The 20,907-nt window shown below is 70.7% G+C and carries 16 protein-coding genes and 1 tRNA gene; 3 read left to right on the forward strand and 14 right to left on the reverse strand.

The window, feature by feature from the left end:
• The 3 genes from VGB24_RS23955 to VGB24_RS23965 form a co-directional block, all read right to left on the reverse strand.
• Positions 1-2,397, reverse strand: a 2,397-nt coding sequence (locus VGB24_RS23955; RefSeq protein WP_349263950.1) for a HAMP domain-containing protein, incomplete at its 3' end; no start/stop codon positions are given.
• An 801-nt stretch (positions 2,398-3,198) separates the two neighbouring features.
• Entirely contained in the window at positions 3,199-3,846 is a 648-nt protein-coding gene (locus tag VGB24_RS23960) for a hypothetical protein (protein ID WP_331075458.1), read from the reverse strand.
• A gap of 29 nt (positions 3,847-3,875) precedes the next feature.
• Positions 3,876-3,957, reverse strand: a tRNA-Ser gene (locus VGB24_RS23965).
• Positions 3,958-4,178: 221 nt separating this feature from the next.
• Between VGB24_RS23965 and VGB24_RS23970 the strand changes: the two genes are divergently transcribed.
• The 3 genes from VGB24_RS23970 to VGB24_RS23980 all read left to right on the forward strand — a co-directional run bounded on the left by VGB24_RS23970 (position 4,179) and on the right by VGB24_RS23980 (position 9,689).
• Positions 4,179-5,714, forward strand: coding sequence for a L,D-transpeptidase family protein (locus tag VGB24_RS23970; RefSeq protein ID WP_331075459.1), 1,536 nt, complete (start codon positions 4,179-4,181; stop codon positions 5,712-5,714).
• Positions 5,715-5,914: 200 nt separating this feature from the next.
• The gene (locus VGB24_RS23975; RefSeq protein ID WP_331075460.1) at positions 5,915-7,426 is read left to right on the forward strand and encodes a L,D-transpeptidase family protein; all 1,512 of its coding nucleotides are present in this window, start codon (positions 5,915-5,917) and stop codon (positions 7,424-7,426) included.
• 475 nt (positions 7,427-7,901) lie between these two features.
• Positions 7,902-9,689 (forward strand): serine/threonine-protein kinase, encoded by a 1,788-nt coding sequence (locus VGB24_RS23980; RefSeq protein WP_331075461.1) that lies wholly within the window; start codon positions 7,902-7,904, stop codon positions 9,687-9,689.
• A 79-nt stretch (positions 9,690-9,768) separates the two neighbouring features.
• Here VGB24_RS23980 and VGB24_RS23985 read toward each other — a convergent pair whose 3' ends face one another.
• The 11 genes from VGB24_RS23985 to VGB24_RS24035 all read right to left on the reverse strand — a co-directional run bounded on the left by VGB24_RS23985 (position 9,769) and on the right by VGB24_RS24035 (position 20,800).
• A complete protein-coding gene (locus VGB24_RS23985; protein WP_331075462.1) occupies positions 9,769-10,698 on the reverse strand; it encodes a hypothetical protein in 930 nt (309 codons plus the stop codon).
• Between the two features lie 723 nt (positions 10,699-11,421).
• Positions 11,422-11,889, reverse strand: a complete 468-nt coding sequence (locus tag VGB24_RS23990; RefSeq protein WP_331075463.1) for a DUF4442 domain-containing protein — start codon at positions 11,887-11,889, stop codon at positions 11,422-11,424.
• A 97-nt stretch (positions 11,890-11,986) separates the two neighbouring features.
• Entirely contained in the window at positions 11,987-12,178 is a 192-nt protein-coding gene (locus tag VGB24_RS23995; RefSeq protein ID WP_331075464.1) for a hypothetical protein, read from the reverse strand.
• A 281-nt stretch (positions 12,179-12,459) separates the two neighbouring features.
• A complete protein-coding gene (locus tag VGB24_RS24000) occupies positions 12,460-13,617 on the reverse strand; it encodes a hypothetical protein (RefSeq protein ID WP_331075465.1) in 1,158 nt (385 codons plus the stop codon).
• Positions 13,618-13,626: 9 nt separating this feature from the next.
• On the reverse strand, positions 13,627-14,856 hold the full coding sequence (locus VGB24_RS24005) for a murein hydrolase activator EnvC family protein (protein ID WP_331075466.1): 1,230 nt from the start codon (positions 14,854-14,856) through the stop codon (positions 13,627-13,629).
• A gap of 1 nt (position 14,857) precedes the next feature.
• Positions 14,858-15,715: a cell division protein FtsX gene (locus VGB24_RS24010; RefSeq protein WP_331075467.1), complete on the reverse strand. Its 858-nt coding sequence runs from the start codon at positions 15,713-15,715 to the stop codon at positions 14,858-14,860.
• A gap of 4 nt (positions 15,716-15,719) precedes the next feature.
• Entirely contained in the window at positions 15,720-16,412 is a 693-nt protein-coding gene (gene ftsE / locus VGB24_RS24015; protein WP_331075468.1) for a cell division ATP-binding protein FtsE, read from the reverse strand.
• Positions 16,413-16,485: 73 nt separating this feature from the next.
• A complete protein-coding gene (gene pdxA / locus VGB24_RS24020) occupies positions 16,486-17,418 on the reverse strand; it encodes a 4-hydroxythreonine-4-phosphate dehydrogenase PdxA (protein ID WP_331075469.1) in 933 nt (310 codons plus the stop codon).
• A gap of 40 nt (positions 17,419-17,458) precedes the next feature.
• Positions 17,459-17,749: a S4 domain-containing protein gene (locus tag VGB24_RS24025; RefSeq protein WP_331075470.1), complete on the reverse strand. Its 291-nt coding sequence runs from the start codon at positions 17,747-17,749 to the stop codon at positions 17,459-17,461.
• A complete protein-coding gene (locus tag VGB24_RS24030) occupies positions 17,746-19,053 on the reverse strand; it encodes a peptidylprolyl isomerase (RefSeq protein WP_331075471.1) in 1,308 nt (435 codons plus the stop codon). Before VGB24_RS24030 ends, VGB24_RS24025 begins: the two co-directional genes overlap by 4 nt.
• A gap of 172 nt (positions 19,054-19,225) precedes the next feature.
• Positions 19,226-20,800, reverse strand: a complete 1,575-nt coding sequence (locus VGB24_RS24035) for a peptidylprolyl isomerase (protein WP_331075472.1) — start codon at positions 20,798-20,800, stop codon at positions 19,226-19,228.
• Positions 20,801-20,907: the final 107 nt, after the last annotated feature.

Consider the following 20,907-nt stretch of genomic DNA (forward strand, 5'->3'; position numbering starts at 1 on the left):
GCCCACCTCTCGCGCCACGCGCGTCACCTCGTCGGCGAAGACGGAGAGGCGGTCGACCATCGTGTTGATCACCTCCTTGATCTGGAGGATCTCGCCGGACGCCTCGACGGTGATCTTGCGCGTCAGGTCGCCGTCCGCGATCGCGGTGGCCACCGCGCTCATGTCGCGCAGCTGCACGGTGAGGTTGCCGGCCAGCTGGTTCACGTTTTCGGTGAGGCCGCGCCAGACGCCCGCGACGCCTTCCACGTTGGCTTGGCCGCCCAGCTTGCCCTCGGTGCCCACCTCCTTGGCCACGCGGGTCACCTCGCTGGCGAAGCTGCTGAGCTGGTCCACCATCGTGTTGACGGTGTTCTTCAGCTCCAGCATCTCGCCCTTGACGTTCACCGTGATCTTCTGGCTCAGGTCGCCGTTGGCGATCGCCGTGGCCACCTGGGCGATGTCGCGCACCTGGCTGGTGAGCGACGAGGCCATGAAGTTCACGCTGTCCGTCAGGTCCTTCCACGTGCCCGCCACGCCCGGTACCTCGGCCTGGCCGCCCAGCACGCCCTCCGTGCCCACCTCTCGGGCGACTCGCGTCACCTCGTCGGCGAAGATGGAGAGCCGGTCGACCATGGCGTTGATCACCTCCTTGATCTGGAGGATCTCGCCGGCCGCCTCGACCGTGATCTTGCGCGTCAGGTCGCCGTCGGCGATCGCCGTCGCCACGGCCGACACGTCGCGCAGCTGGACGGTCAGGTTGCCGGCCAGCTGGTTCACGTTGTCCGTCAAATCCCGCCACACGCCGGCCACGCCTTCCACCCGCGCCTGGCCGCCGAGCACGCCTTCCGTGCCCACCTCTCGCGCCACCCGGGTGACCTCGTCGGCGAACGCGGAGAGCTGGTCTACCATCGAGTTGATGGTGTTCTTCAGCTCCAGCATCTCGCCCTTGACGTCTACCGTGATCTTCTGGCTGAGGTCGCCGTTGGCGACGGCCGTGGTCACCAGGGCGATGTTGCGCACCTGGCCGGTGAGGTTCGACGCCATGAAGTTCACGGAGTCGGTGAGGTCCTTCCACGTCCCCGCCACGTTGGGCACCTGCGCCTGGCCTCCCAGCACGCCCTCGGTACCCACCTCTCGCGCCACGCGCGTCACTTCATCGGCGAAGACGCTGAGCCGGTCCACCATGGAGTTGATGGTGTCCTTCAGCTCCAGCATCTCGCCCTTGACGTCTGCCGTGATCTTCTGCGTCAGGTCGCCGTTGGCCACGGCCGTGGTCACCAGGGCGATGTTGCGCACCTGGCCGGTAAGGTTCGACGCCATGAAGTTCACGGAGTCGGTAAGGTCCTTCCACGTGCCCGCCACGTTGGGCACTTCGGCCTGGCCGCCCAGCACGCCCTCCGTGCCCACCTCTCGCGCCACGCGCGTCACTTCGTCGGCGAACACGGAGAGGCGGTCGACCATGGAGTTGATCACCTCCTTGATCTGCAGGATCTCGCCCGCGGCCTCGACCGTGATCTTGCGCGTTAGGTCGCCGTCCGCGATCGCCGTCGCCACGGCCGACACGTCTCGCAACTGGACGGTCAGGTTGCCGGCCAGCTGGTTCACGTTGTCCGTCAAATCCCGCCACACACCGGCCACGCCTTCCACCCGCGCCTGGCCGCCCAGCTTGCCCTCGGTGCCCACCTCCTTGGCCACGCGGGTCACTTCGCTGGCGAAGCTGCTGAGCTGGTCCACCATCGAGTTGATGGTGTTCTTCAGCTCCAGCATCTCGCCCTTGACGTCTACCGTGATCTTCTGGCTGAGGTCGCCGTTGGCGATGGCGGTGGAAACCAGGGCGATGTTGCGAACCTGGCCGGTAAGGTTCGACGCCATGAAGTTCACGGAGTCGGTGAGGTCCTTCCACGTTCCCGCCACGTTGGGCACTTCGGCCTGGCCGCCCAGCACGCCCTCGGTGCCCACCTCTCGCGCCACGCGCGTCACTTCCGACGCGAAGGCGCTGAGCTGGTCCACCATGGTGTTGACGGTGTTCGCGATGCGCAGGAACTCGCCCAGCACCGGCTTGCCGTCGATCTCCAGCGCCATCTTCTGCGACAGGTCGCCGCGCGCCACGGCGGTGATCACGCGCGCCACCTCGGTGGTGGGCGTCATCACGTCGCCGATCAGCTGGTTGATGGCGTTCAGCTTGACGGACCATCCGCCGCCCACCGGGCCGATGGAGGCGCGGTCGGTCATCTGCCCCTGCCGTCCCACCGTGGTGGTGACGCGCACCATCTCGTCGGAGACGCGCTGGTTCAGGTGGGCGATGTCGTTGAAGGTGTCGGCGATCTCCTCGAGCAGGGCGTCGCCGTACACGTCGGGCAGCCGCACCGAGAAGTCGCCGCCCCGCAGCGCGCGCAGCGCCAGCAGCAGCCGGCGCAGCTCGCGGCGGTCGCCGCCCTCGCCCCCGTCTCCCCCCGTTCCGTCGCCGTCGCCCGCACCGATGCGCGCGCGGCCCCGGGGGCGGGGGACGTCACCCGCCACGGGAACCGCGGCAGGGACCGCCGTCGCCGCGCCGCCGCCGTTGCCGGCCGCGGCCCGGGCGCGTCCGCGCGCCGGAGCCCCGCCGCCGTTTCCGGTCACGGCCGCGCCGTCGCCAGCCACGGGGGGGACGACGGGCGCCGGAGTGCCTCCGCCGTCACCCGCCGTCTCGGGCGTCACGGCCGCCTGCGCCGCGCGTCCGCGCCGCACGGGCGAAGCAGCGCCGCCGCCGTTGCCAGCCGCCGGAGGGGCCGCGCCGGCCGGAGCCGCCGGGGGTTCGCCGGGTGGGCTGGCCGCGCGTGCGGGATCGGCCAGGCGCCGCCCACGGGGGCGCGAGGCGGGGGAGTTGTCGCCGTCGCCGGAAGCCGGCGGAACGGGGTTGGTGCGGTCGTCACCCTGAGGCACGGGATCAGCTCCTGCGAGGCGGAACGAGGCGAAATGCCGGGGACCGGCGTGCACCCAACGCGGGTGCCGCCGGCCGACGCTGCCGTCGATTGATGCGGGATTCCAGGCGAGGAAAACCGCGATTCGGACTCTACCGGTAAAAACCTGTAGCGGGAATTAGCATTCCGCGAAGCGCTCGGCAAGTGGATGCCGGGCGGAAACATGTGGCGGACGCAACCCACGAGCAAAGCTGGAGAGCACGACGCAAGGGATACGCCATGCGGGGAACTGCAGCAACTGGGCATCGGCGCCGCGGAGCTACGCCGCGGCGCGGGCGCGGCGTCTCTCGCGTGTCGCGTTCCGGCCCCGGAACGTGGGAGTGAGTGCGTGGCAGTTGGGGCAGAGGAACCGCAGGTTCTCTCGCCGCAGATCGTGCCGCACGCCATTGATGTGATCGAGTTCCAGCGGGATGGAATTGCCGCGCCACTTCGTTCGCTGACACTCGCCGCAGCGGCGCTCCAGCACGCCTTCTCGTAGGAGCCGCTGGGCGAGCCACTTCGTGTTCTGGTAGTCGCTGTGTTCTACGAGGATGGCATCGAGCGAGCGGCGGGACTGGAGATTGGTGCGCGACTGACCCGCCAGATGCGCGCTTCCGACGAAGTGGGAGACGTCGATGCCGAGGCGGCGGGCGTGCTTGTGGAAAGTCTTGTAGTTGTCGCCGCGGCCGTGGAGGTTCAGCCGCATGAGCGCGCCCCGGATCGTGCGGGACGACGCGACCGCGGCCCGGAACTCGGCGTCGCTCCAGGTAAGTGGCTTACCAGACGGGATCACGATGCCGAGAGCGGCTGCCCGCTGCTTGATGGCGCGGCAGTTCTTGGTCCCCAATGCGCGCATGACGTCGGCCAGGCACCGCGCCGAAGCGGCGGCGGTGCGCAACTGTTCGTCTGTCCAGACGCGGCGCCCCATGGAGAGCGGTTGTGCGGTTCGTGTGGGAGCGGAGGGCCGGGGACTCGAACCCCGAAGACCTTTCGGTCGGCTGATTTCAAGTCAGCTGCCTTACCATTAGACTAGCCCTCCTCAGGTCCAGCCTGATTTCCAAGTATCGAAACGCCGGGCGATCAGGTCAAGGCCCCTCGATGTTCTGTAGGCCAAACGACCGTGGATGCCCAACCGCGGCCGGGACCCGCAAACCTTTGCGGCGTGAGGGGGTCAGGTTATCTTCAGCGCGTGGCGCCGCCTCACTTTCGGTGTTCCGCGGCCCTGTGGCCGACTCGTCGTACGAAGGACCTCCGATCTCCATGCCGAACCTGATGCGCGCCGCCCTCGCGGCGCTCGTCCTCGCCGCTTCGCACCTGGCATCCGCGCCCGCCCGCGCGCAGACGGGGGAGCGCCCGGTCGTTCTGCCCACGCAGCGCGCCCGTCCGCCCGTGCGCGCGACGCCGGCACCCGCGCCGGCCGGAACTTCGCAGCAGCGGCCGGGCCGCCCGCCGGCGGTCCGCCGTCCCAGGGTTCCGCCCGCGGTGCAGCGCGACACGATGCCGAGCGCGAGCCCGCTCCGCGAGCGCTGGGCCGACATCAGCGTGCAGACGGCGAACTCGGGCACGTACCACCTTCCCGTGGGCCGAGGCAACTCGGGCCCGTCGGTGCTGCGGGTGCAGGTGCTGCTGAGCCGCGCGCTCTTTTCGACGGGGATGATGGACGGCTACTGGGGGCACAACACCCAGACGGCGGTTCAGTTCTTCCAGTCGCGCGAGGGGCTGCCCGCGACCGGCGTGGTAGATTCCGCCACGTACGTGCAGCTGGCGCGCGTCGCGGGCGACTCGCAGACCGTCGTTCCGCAGGTGCTGACCGCCGACGATGTCGCCGGCCCGTTCGTCCGCATGCCCGAAGACATCTACGCGCAGGCCCGGCTGAGCTGCTCGTGCTTCGAATCGCTCTCCGAAAAGCTGACGGAGCGGTTTCACACGCGGGTCGAGGTGCTGCGCAAGCTGAACCCCGGTGTGACGCTCGACTCCCTTGCGACCGGCGACACGCTGTACGTCCCCGCCGTCCGCCCGGCCGATGCCCGTGCGCCCGGGGAGATCCGGCAGCTCGTGGTGTCGGGCGCCGGCAAGTACGTGCAGGCGCTGGATTCCGATGGACGCATCCTCTACCACTTTTCCGCCACGCTCGGCTCCACGTTCGACCCGTCACCGCAGGGCGACTTCACCGTGACGTCCATCCACGAGAACCCGTGGTGGCACTATCAGCCGAAGCTGCTGGCCCACGTGCCCGACGATCGGCCCAACGCGCGCATTCCGCCCGGGCCCAACAGCGCCGTCGGCCGCGTATGGATGAGCCTTTCGGCGCCGCACTACGGAATTCACGGCACCAAGTCGCCCGAGACGATCGGCTATGCGCAGAGCGCCGGGTGCGTGCGGCTGACCAACTGGGACGCGCTGTTCCTGAGCAAGCGCCTGGCGCCGGGCACCCCGGTCACCTTCAGCGACACGCCGCGCCCCGGGGCGGGGCAGCCCGCGGACGCCCGGCGGCCCGTCATCGGCACGCGGGCGGACAGCGCGCGTACGGACTCCGCCGCGCCTCCAGCCCCCGCGGCGCGAGACACGATCCGCCGCGCGCCGCCGGCCCCGCGCGACACCGCCCGGTCCACCACTCCGGCGCCCCGCGACACGGCTCGGGCATCCACGCTTGCGCCGCCCCGCGCCACGGCCACGCCGCGCCCGGCGTCACCGGCCAGCAGCCCGGCGCCCGGGCCGCAGACCCCGTCGCCGCCGCCCGCCGCTCCGGTTGCGGGGGATTCGACGGGGGGCACACAGCCCGCGGCGCGTCCCTGACGAGTGCCGACGAAGTGACGAGAGCGGGCGCCGGCCAGTCCGGTGCTCCGCTCTCGTCTTTTCTACCCCGACCGTATCGACCCGCTTCGCGTCCGCGCCCGCCACGCGGCCCGAAGGTTGCCTGTCACGATAACCGAAGCCGCCCGTCCCCCCGGGGCCGGGCGGCTTTCGCCTACACCGCGACACGAGGCACGCAAGTGATGATCATCAAACGAGTTTCGCTCGCCGCCCTGGCCGCGCTGGCCGTGGCCGGATGCAAGGACGGCGGCGGAGACGCGCAGGCCAAGGGCACGCCGGTTCGCGCGGCGGACAACGATCCCGCGCGCGCCGTCGTGGCGTGGGACCGCCGCGCCGCGCGGATGACGCCCGAGGAGATGGAGCGCGCCCGCATGGACGAGTCGTGGATGCAGGTGGTGCAGCTGGACCCCATCACCGGCGGGCGGAACGAGCGGCCCAATCCTGAGAAGTGGGAGCAGATTTCCATCGAGTCGGTGAACACCGCGCCGCAGCACGTGCCCCTGTACGGCGACGTGGGCGGCCCGTCGGTGCTGCGCATCCAGGTGATGCTGGACCGCGCGCTGTTCTCGCCGGGAATCATGGACGGGCGCTGGGGAAAGAACACCGCCCAGGCGCTGTACTGGTTCCAGAAGCGTGAGGGGCTTCCCGCCACCGCGCGCGCAGATTCTGCGACCTTCGAGCGACTGCGGTCCGCTTCGGGCAGCCCCGCCGAGCTGGTGGTGCGCCGCACGCTGAGCGCTGAAGACGTGGAGGGCCCGTTCACCAAGATTCCCGAAGACGTGTACGAGCACGCCAAGCTGGACTGCTCGTGCTACGAGTCGCTCACCGAAAAGCTGAGCGAGATGTTCCACATCACCCCCGACCTGCTGGCCAAGCTGAACCCCGGCGTGCAGATCGACGGGTTGAAGGCGGGGCAGACGGTGAACGTGCCCGCCGTCCGCGACGAGAACGCGGCGGGGCGCGGGCAGCAGGTGGCCAAGCTGGTCATCTCCGGACGCGGGACGTACGTGCACGCCGTAGACGCCAACGGCCGCGTGATCTACCACTTCCCGTCGACGCTGGGCGGCAAGTACTCGCCGTCGCCCACCGGCAGCTACCGGGTGACCAACGTCACGCAGGACCCGTCGTGGCACTACCAGCCCGACATCCTGGTGGGCGTGCCCGACGACGAGCCGGACGCGATGATCCCCAAGGGGCCCAACGTGGCGGTGGGAACGGTGTGGATGGCGCTTTCGGAGCCGCACTTCGGCATCCACGGCACGGCGGAGCCGCAGACCATCGGCTACGCATCGAGCAACGGGTGCGTGCGCCTGACCAACTGGGACGTGGAGTTCCTCAGCCGCCACATCCGGCCCAACACGCCGGTGGAGTTCCGCGACATCACGGGGCAGAAGCAGGCCGAAGACCCGGCCAACGCCGAGTCGTCCGGCGGCTCGGCGGCCACGAGCAGGTCGCCGTCGCCGTCCGCTCCGGCAGCGGCGGCGCGCCCGACGCCCGAGAAGAGCAGCGGCGGCTCCAACGCGGCGAGCGGGCGCACGTCCACCCGCCGCGAGGGAACGACCACGCCCAGCCGCGCCGACACGGCCTCGCGCACCGGCACCACGCGCGAGCGCACCAGCGGCGGCGCCCGCACGCGCCCGACGACGACGGAGCCGGCCAAGCAGGAGGAGCACGAGGGCCATCCGCCTCGGTGATTGTGTGCTCGGAGCTTCGATGAGGCCGCCCTCCCTGCCTACGCGGGGAGGGCGGCGTTCGTCGGAACTTCGATGCGGGAGGGCGGGGCTTGCGTCGACGGCAACCGGGACTGAGATGGCTCGGGGTTTGGATGCGCGGCGCGGAGTGTGTGGCGGATCCCTCAGTCGCTGCTGTCCGCGGTGCAAGGGCGGGTTCGCCTTGGCCGCTCCATCGGGATGACATCGGTGCTGTCCCGCGGGCTTCCTGGCAGGCGGATGGTGCGATATTGCGGCCACAGCGGAGAGGCGGCGGATGCAGTCCGCGAAGGCGGACTTCGGGCCTTTGTCGCCGCGACTTCAGTTGTCCCGGCACGGGCTTGGGGCCCGGGCATGTCGATTGCGCGATTGGGCCCGGTTCGATGGACGATGCACCCTGAATTCAGAACGTGATGCCTGATCGCCAGACGTTGCACCCCGCATTCAACGGAGCCGCCGGATGAGGCCGGGATTCGAACGGCTGATGGTCGGCCGGCTGCTGGCCGGGCGCTACGAGGTGCTGGAGCCCATCGGCCGCGGCGGGATGAGCCTGGTGTTCCGCGGGCTCGACACCACGCTGGGCCGCGAGGTGGCGGTAAAAATCGTTTCGCTCGCCCAGTCGCCGGACATGGTGCTTCCCAACCTGCGGGAGCGCTTCCGCCGCGAGGCTGCGTCCGCCGCGCGGATCCAGCATCCCAACGTGGTCGGCATCTTCGACTACGGGACGGACCCGGAGCTGGAGCTGGACTTCATCATCATGGAGCTGCTGACCGGCCGCGACCTGAAAGAAGAGCTGCGCCGGAACCCCGTGCTCCCGCAGCCGGAGGCGCTGCGCATTCTGATGGACGCGGCGCGCGGCATCGCTGCGGGGCACCGGGCGGGGATCATTCACCGCGACGTGAAGCCGGCCAACATCTTCCTGGCGGGCACGGACGAGATCGAGGCAGTGCGCATCCTGGACTTCGGGATCGCCAAGCCGCTGGGCGACGACCCGGAGCACGCGCTGACCACCATCGGCCACCTTCCGCACTCGCCGGCGTACGCCTCGCCCGAGCAGATCGTCGGCACGACGCAGCTTACGGCCACCTCCGACGTCTACCAGCTGGGGCTGATCGGCTACGAGCTGCTGGCCGGTCAGCGCCCGTACAACGAGCACGAGCGCACCCGCGTTCGCGCCGGCGAGGATGTGCCGCTTCCGCGCACGCCGGCCTGGACGGCCGTGTCTCCCGCGCTGTGCGACGTCATCCAGACGGCGCTGCGGCTGAACCCGGACGAGCGCCATCCGGATGCCGCGGCCTTCATCGAGGCCCTGGCCACCGCGCAGTCGGATGACGGAACGGCCTATCACCCGGGATCGGCGCCCCTCGCCGCCTCCGTGGTGGCCGAGGACCCGCCAGTCGTGGCAACCGAGGACGCGCCGGTGCTTGTGCCGGAGACGGATTCGACGGCGCTGGTGAGCGGCGCCGCGGGGGTGCCGGTGATCGCGCCGTCCGTGGCCCCGCCTCGCGTCGCCCACCCGGCGGATGGAATCGAGCCTGCCGGGATGCCCGCCAGCCGGCCGGTGCGGAAATTCGCGGTGCCGGGCACGCCGGTGATGTGGATCGTGCCGCTGCTCCTGCTGCTGGCCGTCGCCGTTTGGGCGTCGCGCCGGGGCGGGTCGGATGCGCCGGCCGTGGCCGCCGTGGCGCCGGACTCCGGCCAGCTCGCCGCACTGGATGGCGAGTTCCTGAAGCTGCAGGGCGCGGTCGGGGCGCGCGCCGTCGCCGAGGCGCCGCCTCGCCAGTCGGCCGGCAACGCGCCCGGCACCCCGGGGGGCACGCCCGCGGGCACACCGGCCAGCGACACGGACGTGCTGACGCGCGCGAAGGTAGAGATCGAGCAGAACGTCCGCGCGCTGAACCAGGCGTGGGTGGACGGGGAGGTTCGCGAGCACGTGCGGTATTACGGAAGCCGCGTGGACTACTACAACTCGCGCCGCCTCCCCCGGTCGGGCGTGTACCGCGACCGCGTCCGCGATGCCAAGCGCTACGAAACCCGCGCCATCACGGCACACTCCATCAACGTGCAGTTCCTGGAGCCGGACCGCGCGCGGGTGCTGATGGACAAGGAGTGGGTCTTTGGCGGGGAAGGGCAGACGCGCCGCGGGCGGGGGATGCAGGAGTACATCTTCAAGCGCGACGAGGACGACGGGAAGTGGTACGTGGTCAGCGAGCAGCTGCTGACGAGGAACGAGGAGAACAGCAGGTAACCCTGGTGGGGACGGTAACTGCGGTCGGGATGGTAACGACGGTCGAAAGAATCAGGGCTGATCGGGCGTTTTCGCGCGATCAGCCCTTTCCGTTGCCCTTGCCCTTTCCGTTGCCTCCGCCGTTGCCACGTCCGCGCCCGCGGTTCTCGTTCCGTTCGCGCCCCGGCGGAGCGTCGCGGACCCGGGCCGGCGCGCGCGCGGGAGGTTCGCTGCGGACCACGGGGCTCGATCGGGGTGCGGCGGCCGGAGTCGGGGTGGCCTCACGAGCGGCACCACCGCTGGCCGCTGGCGACGACGATGCGGTCGATTCCCCGTCGTTCTCCGGCTCGTCGTCCGCACCCTCATCGGAGGGCGCGAGGCCGGGGAGATCGGTGGCGGCGACACGGCTGGGGATGGTGATGCGGCTCGCCAGCACGTAGCCGTTCTCGAACCTGCCCTGCACCTGCACCGAGTCGCCCGGGTTGATGGCGGAAGCGGCGGCCTGGCCCCCGTCCGTGCCCACCAGCTCCGTCGTCGGCCCCACGATCACACGCAGGTCGGGGAGAGCCGCATTCTGCGGGCGCAGCAGCATGGCACCGGATTCCGGTGCCCAGCCGAGCACGGCGCCGCCGGCATCCACGTGCTCCGGCACACGGCCCTCGGGCGCCATGCGGATGCCGTTCACCACCACCGCGTCGGCGCCGTCCAGCTCGATGGAGCGGGGAAAGGCCAGCCCCGACGCCTCGTCCACGCGAAGGCCGTGCAGCGTCAGCTTCGAGCCCGACGGCAGGCTGCCCACGTTCAGCACCCCGGCCGTGTCGCTGCCCTGCATCAGCCGCATGCTCGCCGGGCCGGGCACCAGGTCGGCGATGGAGAAGCCCGCCGTGTCGGCGCCCGCGCTGCGCTCCGCCTCCACCACCCACACGGACGTGGGCGAGCCGGCGCCCGGTGCGAAGTTTCCCGCCACCGTCGCGCCTTCGTCGCCGCCGCACGCGGCCAGGGAAGCCAGGAGTACCAGTCGAATCCTCATGCAACGGTGTCCGGGCAGCAATCATGCCTTACTTTATTGCGCCAGTGCTATCATCTGCCTCGGACGCCTCCATGAACAAGATTCCGTTTTGGACACAGATGGGCCAAGTCGACCAGTACAAGGTCGCGCTCGCTGATCAACTCGCCCTCGTGTTTGGGACTGGCAATGTGCGGACGGAATGGGAAGCGATGCTGCCAAGCGAGAAAGCTCGCTTCCACCCTCGGCCAGGGTCGCGATCGCGGATGTACTCGCCGTGGGTCGACATTGCCGTGGGCCCATTCGCGCTCGAGGGGCGGTACGGGCTTGAGTACGATGAGATGCTTTACCGCTATCGAGGCCTGTTGGATGGGTTGCTCGCAGCACACGGAGAGAACGCAACGATTTTCGGGAGCGACTTTCCTGGCCCGTACGCACAAGACCTGCTACACGGGAACTATAACGCTCGATGCTTTCTTGCGATCGAAATCGAGAAGGGTAACGGCCAAGCGAAGTACCTCATGGGGAGTGCCTTGAACGCGGCTGCCCTTGGCCGAGTCGGCGTGGTAGTCTGCTGGACCGATGATCGTTTGCACGCCCTGCTCCGAATCCGAGAGTATGTAGCCTACCTGACAACACTGGAGAAAAACATATTTACTTCGAGGAACTTGCTCGTTGTGAGCCGTGCTCAAGTCCATGCCGCACTCCGCGCTACCCAACTCCCGGCGTGGTAACGAGAGTACCCTTTCAGCCGCGCGGCGCGTCCTTGCGGCGGATGTGGATCACCTTCTCGATCGTGGCGTGCACCTCGCCCGCCCGGTCGGCCAGCTCCACGACGTAGCTGCGATCGACGGTGGGCGCGGCGGCCAGGGCTTCGCGGATGGCGTCCAGCTCGGCGTCATCCAGCCTGAAGCGGGCGTACAGCGTGTCGCGGCCGGGGCGGCGGAAGCGGATGGACGCCGCCTTGTCCCACACGGCGTAGGCGGGGCCCAGGTTCTTGATCAGCATCAGCATGTAGACGGGGTCCACCGCGCCGTACATGCTCCCGCCGAAGATGGTTCCCACGTAGTTGCGGGTGCGCCAGCTCAGGGGCAGGCGGATGCGGATCTCGCGGAAGTCGCTGGCGATGTACTCGATCCGCGCCCCGGTGCCGCGGTACGCCGGAAAGAAGTTGTAGCCCCAGCGCAGCAGGCGGGTATGGTTGGATTCAGGCATTCAGAGGCGGGATGGAACTGCTTGAGGGGATGCGCGTGACGGCGCGGGTCTAGCGCGAGCGTTGTCGCTGCGACGGGATCAGTTATTTTGCAAAAAGTTATACATCAGCGCCGCTTAGGTTGCAAAAAATCATCATTCTCGGGATGATCGCAGCCTGTGGTAGTAAAAAATCGTTCAGCGATGAGGTGAGCAGGAGTGCGGTGTGCTCGAAATCGGGCGGCGCGGCTGCGGCCGAGGGAAGCGAGGCCTCTGCACTGGTGGCCGCTGCCGCGCCCAGGCTGGGAAGCACTCCACGGTTAGATCCTTCGGCCCGCGAAGGGTGTGCTACGGGTAGGTTCGGTGCGCCTGGGCCTCAGGATGACAGGGCTTTTAGGTGGGGCGAGCAGGCCGATATACCGCCAGTGCCATGACAGGCTTTTGTCGCATGGCGCAGTGCAGCAAGTCGCCGCTGTCTGCCAAGGTATGGTCGCGCCCCACAGCCGAGGATACCCCGCCGCAAGCCAGTCCGCGAAGGCGGACTTCGTGTGTTTGTTGCAGCGACTTTAGTCGCCCGTGCAGGGGCGATGCCCCTCAGCGCGCGCCTGTCAGTTCGCTCCGCAAACCCCGGAGCAGGTCGGCCAGGATCAGTTGCGGGTTGACGTTGCCCGACGCGAGGTCCTGGGCCTCCTGCACCTTCAGGATCGCCGACGCCACGCCGCCGGCGTGCAGCCCCGGGCGCGCCGCCCACTTCCGCAGCAGCGCCTCGTCGCCCCCGCTCGCGTAGGCCAGCGCGTCGCCCGCCCCCGCCGCGATCGCCATCAGGTCGCGCAGCCAGAGCGCCAGCGCCTCCAGCCCGGCCGTGAAGTCGCCCCGGGCGCCCGCGGGGGCCACGGCGTTCGCCGCCGCGAACCGGGCCGCATCGCTGTCCGCCAGGGCGGCGGCCAGCAGCTCGCGGCCGGTCTCCCTCAGCTTCTGGTAGCTTCCCGCACCGCCGCCGGAAGGCAGCATCCGCAGCGCCCGCCCGATGGCCCCCTCGCTGCTGGCCGCCAGCGCCCGCGCCTCCGCCTCCGGCATCTTCACCTCGCGTGCCAGGTACGCCGCCACCTCGTCCACGGAAAGGCGCAGCAGGCGGATGGGAAGCACGCGCGAGCGGATGGTCGCGAGCAGCGCGCCGGGGTTGGACGAGGTGAGGACGAGCGTGGTGTCGGCGGGGGGCTCCTCCAGCAGCTTCAGGAAGGCGTTGGCGGCCTCGGGGCTGGATTCCTGCGGCACCATCGCCTCCGCGTCGCCCACGACGAACACCTTGCGGCGGCCCACGGCGGGCTTCATCCCCGCAAGCCGCTGAAGGTTCTGGATGGTGCCCATGAAGTACGCGGGAGCCTTTTCGTACTGGGGAACGTGCTGCGGGTTCTCGCGCCGGGCCACGAGCTCGGCGCCGCGCGCCTCCTCGAGCTTGTCGCGCAGCTTTTCGGGGGTGGCCGCGTCGGGGCGGGGAAGGGGAAAGAACCAGTGGACGTCGGGGTGCTCCAGCCGGTCGATCATCCGGCAGTCGCGGCACTCGCCGCAGGGGGCGCCCTCCGCCCGCGGCTGCTCGCAAACCACCACCTGGGCCAGCCACATCGCCATCCGCTCTTTGCCGACCCCGGCGGGGCCGTGCACCAGGAGCGACTGTGACAGGTTGCCCGCGCGTGCGGCGGACGCGAGCATGGTGCGCGCGCGGACGTGTCCGTACACCGGCGGAAGAGGCATGGCGGCGGGCTAGCGGCGGCGGCGCAGCCAGGTGAGCGGGTCCACCGCGGAGCCGCCCGGCTCGCGGATCTGGAACTCCACGTGCGCCCCTTCCGGCGTTCCCTCACCGCCCACGGTGCCCACCGTTTGCCCCTTGGTGATCTGCGCGCCGGGACGCACCATCACCTCGCGCAGGTACAGGTACAGCGAGTAGTAGCCGCCGCCGTGGCTTACGACGACGGTGGGGCCGTAGCCCTCGAACGGCGCCGCCATCTCCACGGTGCCGCCTTCGATCGCGCGCACCGCCGTCCCCGGCGCCGCCCCGATGCCGATGCCGTTGTAGCGGATGGTGGTGCCGTTGGACTGCCGCGAGCGGCCGAAGCTGTACACCACCTGCCCGCTCACCGGCCAGTCCAGGTTCCCCAGGTCGGCCGTGGTCATGCTGGACGCCGCCGGCCGGCTGGGCGCGGGGGAGCCCGCCGGGCGCGTTGCGGCGGCGGCGGCCGCCCGGCGCTCCCCCTCGCGGCGGCGGCGCTCCAGCTCGGCGATCAGCCCCGTCATGCGGCGCTCGTCGCGGGCCAGCGTTTCCAGCCGCGAGGTGGCCCGGCGCTGCGTGGTGCGCAGCGAGGTGAGCGTCTGCGTGCGGTCCGCGCGCAGGTTGGTGAGCGTGGCGTTCTCCTGCTCGCGCTCGTTCTGCAGGTACTGCATGTCCGCGAGCGACCGGCGCAGCTCCACCTCGCGCAGCTCCAGCTCGCGCGCCAGCTCGCCCACCTCCTCCACCAGCTGCCGGTCGCGGCGCGCCACCAGGTGCAGGTACTTGTAGCGGTTCAGCAGGTCGCCGAACGAGTGGGCGGAAAGCAGCACCTGGGCGGACTGCAGGGGTCCGCGCTTGTAGATCTCGCGCAGCCTGCGGTTGAGCATCTCCTTCTTGTTCGCCAGCTCGGCCTGCGTGAGGATCATCTCGGCCGTGGTGCTGTCGATCTGCCGCTCTGTTTGCCCCAGCTGCGTGCTGATCTCGCGCAGCAGCGCCGCCGACATCTGCTGCTGCTGCTGGATGATGCGGATTTCGGCCGACACGCTCCCCACGCGTCCCTGGATCCCCTGCAGCTCGCGCCGCAGCCGCTGCCGCTCCGAGCGGATCTCCTGCAGGCGGCGCTGGCTTTCGCTGATCTGCCGCCCCGAGTCCTGCGCGCCCGCCACCCAGGGCAGCGCGGCGGCGGCCAGGATCAACGCGAGCACTCCAGCGCGCAGGCGGCTCATGTCAGACCTGCGACAGGTGGCGGCGCACGGCCACCAGGCTGGAAAGCAGCCCGAACGCGGTGCCCACGATCACCACGGCGACCACCCACTCCAGCGGCACCCACTCCACCTGGAACATGGTGTCGGACAGCAGGCGGAAGGTAGCGTACGTGAGTCCGGCGGCCAGGAGTCCGCCGAGAAGGCCGGAGATGATGCCCTCCAGCAGGAACGGGCGCTGGACGAAGCCGTCCGTCGCCCCCACCAGCCGCATGATGCCGATCTCCTCGCGGCGGGCGAAGACGGTGATGCGCACGGCCGTGGCGATGACGATGGCCGCCACCACCGCGAACGCCCCGCCGATGACCATCGCCACGCCGGCGGCGATGCGGCGCAGGGTGAAGATCTGGTTCAGCCAGTCGCGCCCGTAGCGCACGTCCTCGACGAACGGGTACGCCTGGATGCGCTTCGCCACGCGCTCCACCTGCTCGGGGCCGCGGTTGCCGGGCTTCATCCGCACTTCCAGCGACGCCGGAAGCGGGTTCTGCTCCAGGTCGCTGAAGACGTCCTTGAACTCTTCCATCTCCGCCATGGCCGTGGCCAGCGCCTCCGTCCGCGTGACGTAGGTCACCCGCTCCACCTCGGGGAGCTTTCTCAGCTCCTGCTGGGCCAGGTCCAGTTGCCCGGCGGTGGTGGCGTCGGTCAGGTAGGCCACGATCTCCACCTTTTCCTCCACCCGCTCGATGGCGCGGCGGATGTTGAACGCCGTCAGCCCGAACAGGCCGATGACGAACAGCGCGAAGGCGATGGCGACGACGGAAAGGCCGGTGAGCAGCGGGGTGCGGCGGAAGGCGGCGAGCGCCTCGCGAAGCGCATAGGGCATGGGGTCAGGCCCTTCCCGCCTCGACCGACGCCGCGGCCGAGTCGTAGACGATGGCCCCCTGCGCCAGCTCCACCACGCGGTACTCCGGGTGCGAGCGCACCAGGTCCAGGTCGTGGGTGGCCATCAGGATGGTCATCCCCATGGAGTTGATCTCGCGGAACAGCTCGAACACGCCCTTGGCCGCCCACTCGTCGAGGTTGCCGGTGGGCTCGTCGGCCAGCAGCACCAGCGGCTCGTTGGCCAGCGCGCGGGCGACGGCCACCCGCTGCCGCTCACCGCCCGACAGCTCGTCGGGAAACGCCTGCGCCTTGTGGCTGAGGCCCACCTGGGTGAGCAGGCGGTTGACGCGCGGGGCGATCAGGGCGCGCTTGGTCCCCGTCACCTCCAGCGCGAAGGCCACGTTCTCCTCCGCCGTACGGTCCCTCAGCAGGCGAAAGTCCTGGAAGACCACGCCCAGCTTGCGGCGCAGCTGCGGAATCTCGCGCCGGCGGATGAGGCGCGACGAAAAGCCGGAGACGCGCACCTCGCCGGCGGACGGCGTCTCCGCCATCTGCACGAGGCGCAGCACCGTGCTCTTGCCGGCGCCGGAGTGACCCGTCAGGAACACCAGCTCGCCCTTGTTGACGTTCAGCGTAACGTCGCGGAGGGCCGTGCCGGAGCGCGGGTATTCCTTGTAGACCGATGTCAGCCTGATCACGCGAGAAACTTCCGCGGGGGAGAACCGTGCAAGCGCGGGTGAGCACAGAATTTAGTCCGCGCTCCCCGCCCTGTCAAAGCGAACGGCGCCGGTGCGAGGCCAGGCGGACGGCCAGGAGTATGGCTTCCTTCATGGACGACGGGTCGGCGAGGCCGCGGCCGGCGATGTCGAGCGCGGTGCCGTGGTCCGGCGAGGTGCGGGGAAAGGGAAGCCCCAGCGTGACGTTGACCCCGGCGCCGAACGCGGCGGTCTTGAACGCGGCCATCCCCACGTCGTGGTAGGGCGCGACCACCGCGTCGAACTCGCCGCGCACGGCGCGCGTGAACACCGTGTCCGCCGGCACGGGGCCGAACGCGTCCACCCCCGCCTCGCGCAGCCGCGCCAGCGCGGGCGCCACGATCCGCTCCTCCTCGTCACCGAACAGCCCGCCGTCGGATGCGTGGGGATTCACGGCGCAGAGCGCGACCCGGGGAGACCGGATCCCCCACTGCTCGCGGAGGGCCGCATGGGTCAGCGTGGCCTGGCGCACGAGCAGGCCGGCGGAGAGGGCGGCGGGAACGTCGCGCAGGGCCAGGTGCGTCGTCGCCAGGATCACCCGCAGGGCGCCGCCCAGCGCGGTGCGCTCCGCCGCCATCATCATCACCACGTCCGCCACGCCGGCCAGGTCGCGCAGCATCTCGGTGTGCCCGGGAAAGTGCCATCCCCCGGCGCGGAAGGCGTTCTTTTCGATGGGCGCCGTCACCAGCGCATCCACCTCGCCCGCCAGCGCCATCCGCGTCCCGCGCTCGATGGCCGCCCCGGCGATCCGCCCCGCGGCGGCGGCCCCGTCCTCCGCCCGCCACTCGCCGACGCTCACGTCGTCGGCGGAGCGCAGGAGCGACGAGGGGCCCACGAGCACGAACCGGCCGAGCCCGGAGATCTCCGGGTCGGCCAGTGCGCCCGCCGTCACCTCGGGCCCGATCCCGCGCGGGTCGCCGAGGGTGATCGCGATGCGGGGACGACTCATCTCGCTGCCCTGTCCGCCGTAGTGACCGTCGCGACGCCGTTCAGAACGGCTCGTCCCGCACCTTTTCGTCCTGCAGCACGCGGTACAGGTCGCGCGCCGCCTTCTTCGACACGTTCTTCCCCGGCAGCTCCAGCAGCTCCACCTCCAGCAGCCGCGCGGGGTAGCGGATGGAGATGCGCTTTCCCGCGGTGACCGCGTCCGCGGGGCGGGCGCGGCGCCCGTCGAGCGAAACCGCGCCCATCTCGCACGCCGCCTTGGCCTCGCTGCGGCTCCTGGTCAGGCAGAGCCGGTGCAGCAGAACGTCCACCCGCAGCGGCTCGGCCGTGCTCACTGGCTGGCGATGGCCACGTGCATATCGCGGCGCAGCTCCTGGATCACGCGCTCGCTCATCCGCTGCTCCTGCAGCATCCCCCGGATGCGCTCGCGCTGGTCGGCCACGGTGTACTCGCCCTGCGTCTGCCGGCCGGTGACGCGCACCACGGCGAAGGCCGCGTTGGTGCCCAGGTCGATGCGCACGGGGCCCACCACCGTCCCCGCCTGCGCGCCCTCGAGCGACGTCGCGTACCCCGGCGGAAGGCGGTCCAGCGGCACCTCACGCTGAAAGCGCGCCTCATCGGGGGTGCGGTAGCGGGCGCCCAGCAGCGCCATGTCGGCGCCGGCACGGACCGCCTCGGCCACGCTGTCGGCGCGCACGCGGGCGCGGTCCACGTCGGCCTGCACGATGTTCGGGCGGATCAGGATGTGCCGCGCCTGCCGCTCGGGGCCGCGCACCTTGTCCAGGCGGATGATGTGGAAGCCGAACTCGGTTTCCACGGGGCCCACCGTCTGGCCCGGGCGCATGTTGAAGACGGCGTCGTTGAACTCGCGCACCATCTGCCCCTGGCGGAACCAGCCCAGGTCGCCGCCGCGCGTGGAGCTGCCGTCCGCCGAGTAGCGGCGGGCCAGCACCTCGAAGTCGGTGCCCTCGGCCAGTTCCTTCTGCACCTGCGCCACCGTGGCCAGCGCCGCCGCGCGCGCCGAGTCGGAGGGCAGGGGCCGCACGATCACCTGCTGAAAGCTCACCGACGCGGGCCGCGTGCCGAACCGCTCGCGGTTCTGCTCGAAGAACGCGGCGACCTCGGCCTCGGACACCGGCGCGGGCGCCATGCCCTGGATGCGCTTGCGCAGGTACCGCTGCACGACGGTCTGGTCGCGGAACTGGGCCGAGAGCTCGGCGCGGTACGTCTCGGGCGTGCGCCCCGACTCGGCCAGCGCCTGCTGGAACGCGGCCGCGGAGCCGAAGCGCTCGGTGATCTCGGCGATCTGCTGGTCCACCGACTGCTGCACCTCGGCGTCGGTCACCGCCTCCCCCGACTGGCGCGCGGCCTCCAGCACCAGCAGGTCGTTCACCCGCTCTTCCACGAGCTGGCGGACGAACTGGGCGTAGGCGGCGGGCTCCGAAGGCACCGTCTGCCCCGCGGCCCGTACGGCCTCGACCGCCAGCAGGATGTCGGAGCGAAGGAGCACGGTGTCGCCCACCACCGCGATCACGCCGTCCACCAGCTCTTCGCCGGGCTGCGGGGCTGCGGGCGCCACCTGCGCCAGTGCGGGCGCGGCGGCCAGGAACGTCGCGAGCAGGGCAAAGCGAATGCGCATGGGAATTCAGAGGTCCAGACGAACGGATGACGTGCCGGGGGCCCCGGCAGCAGCGCGCGGCCGGGAGCGGAAACGCCCCGGCCGCACGGATTATATCCTGTTGACCCGCTTCAGGTTCCCGGACGGCGCGCCCGGGTGGGCGCGCCGCCGGTTTCCCGCGTGTTGCGGACGGCTACTGCTTCTGCCCCGGCGCGGGCGCGGCCGGCGCCGGCCCGTCCTGCGGCTGCGGAGCCTGCGGCTGCGGCTGGCCCGGCTGAGGGCCCTGGCCGGGCTGCGGCTGCCCGGGCTGCGGCTGGCCCGGCTGCGGCTGGCCCGGCATGCCCTCAGCGCCCGGGGGCATGCCGCCGGGGAAGCCCGGCTGCTGCTGCGGCGCCGGCTGCGAGGCGCGGATGGCCTTCATGCGGTCGGCCACCTTCTGGAAGCTCTCGCTGTTGACGTCGGCGCCGTACGCGTTGCGGAGCGCGTAGCCCAGCTTGGCCAGCGGCGGCAGCTGGCGCTGCCCGGCCACGGCCTGCTCCATCAGGTTGCGGACCGCCTCCTGGATGGCGCCGTTGCCGGCCTTGCCCTTGGGAAAGCGGCGGTTGGCCAGCCCCGACATCCGCAGGATCTCGCGGATGGCCTCGCGGGCCTGGGTGCGGATGGAGTCGGCCGCGGCGGCCGGCAGGCGGAAGTTCTTCTGGCGCGCCTCGATGGCCAGGAACTCCTTGAGGGCCTGCGTTTCCAGGAACTCCTTGACCTGCTCGGCGGAGGCGGACTTCAGCTGGTCGCGCCCCTGGCCCGGCACCCCCTGCATGGCCTCGGCGACCTCGGCGGCGGTCACCTCGCCCCCCTGGTACGCCACCAGCTGGCGGCTGGCGGCGCGGCCGCGGAGGTTCAGGTTTTCCTGGCCCGCCAGCTCGCGGACGCTCTCCTCGGCCCCGGTCTGCACCACCACCTTGGCGGTCTTGCGCAGCGAATCGATGTACGTGGTGAGCGCGCGCTGCTGCGCCGTGCCCTTCAGGTGCTGGCGCCAGCCCTCGCGGTTCTCGCCGATGGGCTGCTGGCGGCGGTCCTCGACCTTGATCACGTGGTAGCCGAACGGCGTTTCCACCACCGGGCTCACCTGGCCCGCCTGCAGCTTGAAGGCGGCCTCCTCGAACTGCGGCACCATGCGCCCGCGGCCGAACCAGTCCAGGTCGCCGCCGCGCTCCTTGCCGCCCGGCTCTTCCGTCGTTTCACGGGCCAGCGCGGCGAAGTCCTCGCCGCCGGCGGCGCGCACGCGGATGGCCTCGGCGCGGGCCCGCAGCTGCTCGCGCTGCGCCGGCGTGGCCTCGGCGGCGGGCTTCAGCAGGATGTGGCGCGCGCGCACCTCCACCCCGGGTCCTTCGCTGTTCCACAGCTGGTCCAGCTCGGCGTCGGTAAAGGAGGTGTCGGGCTTCACCTGGGCTTCCAGGTAGCGGTACACCACCTGCTCGTCCTGCTCCTCCTTCACGAAGTCGTCCAGGTCCAGCACCGAAAGGCTGGTGTCCTCGGCGGCCGCGGTGGCCAGCAGGGTGTAGTCCACCCACAGGTCCGCCAGCTGGCGAACCACCTGCGGGTCGGTGGGAATCTGGGGGTTGGCGGCCAGGATCTGCGCTGCGTCTTCCACGCGCAGCTCCTTGCCGGCGGCCTTGGCCACCACGTCGGTTTCGGACTTCATGGCACCGCCGATGCCGCACGCCGCTACGGCGAGCGGAGCGGCCACGAGCGCCCAACGAGACAGCTTCATCAATCTTCTCCGGACCGGGTTGAGGGTAAAAATCAGTGCGTTAGTGCGTGAGTGCGTGAGTGCGGAAGTACGGAAGCGCGGCATGCGGAACCCTTCGGCCCCGCGCT

It is taken from the genome of Longimicrobium sp. (assembly GCF_036399935.1).
Classification (GTDB): Bacteria; Gemmatimonadota; Gemmatimonadetes; order Longimicrobiales; family Longimicrobiaceae; genus Longimicrobium.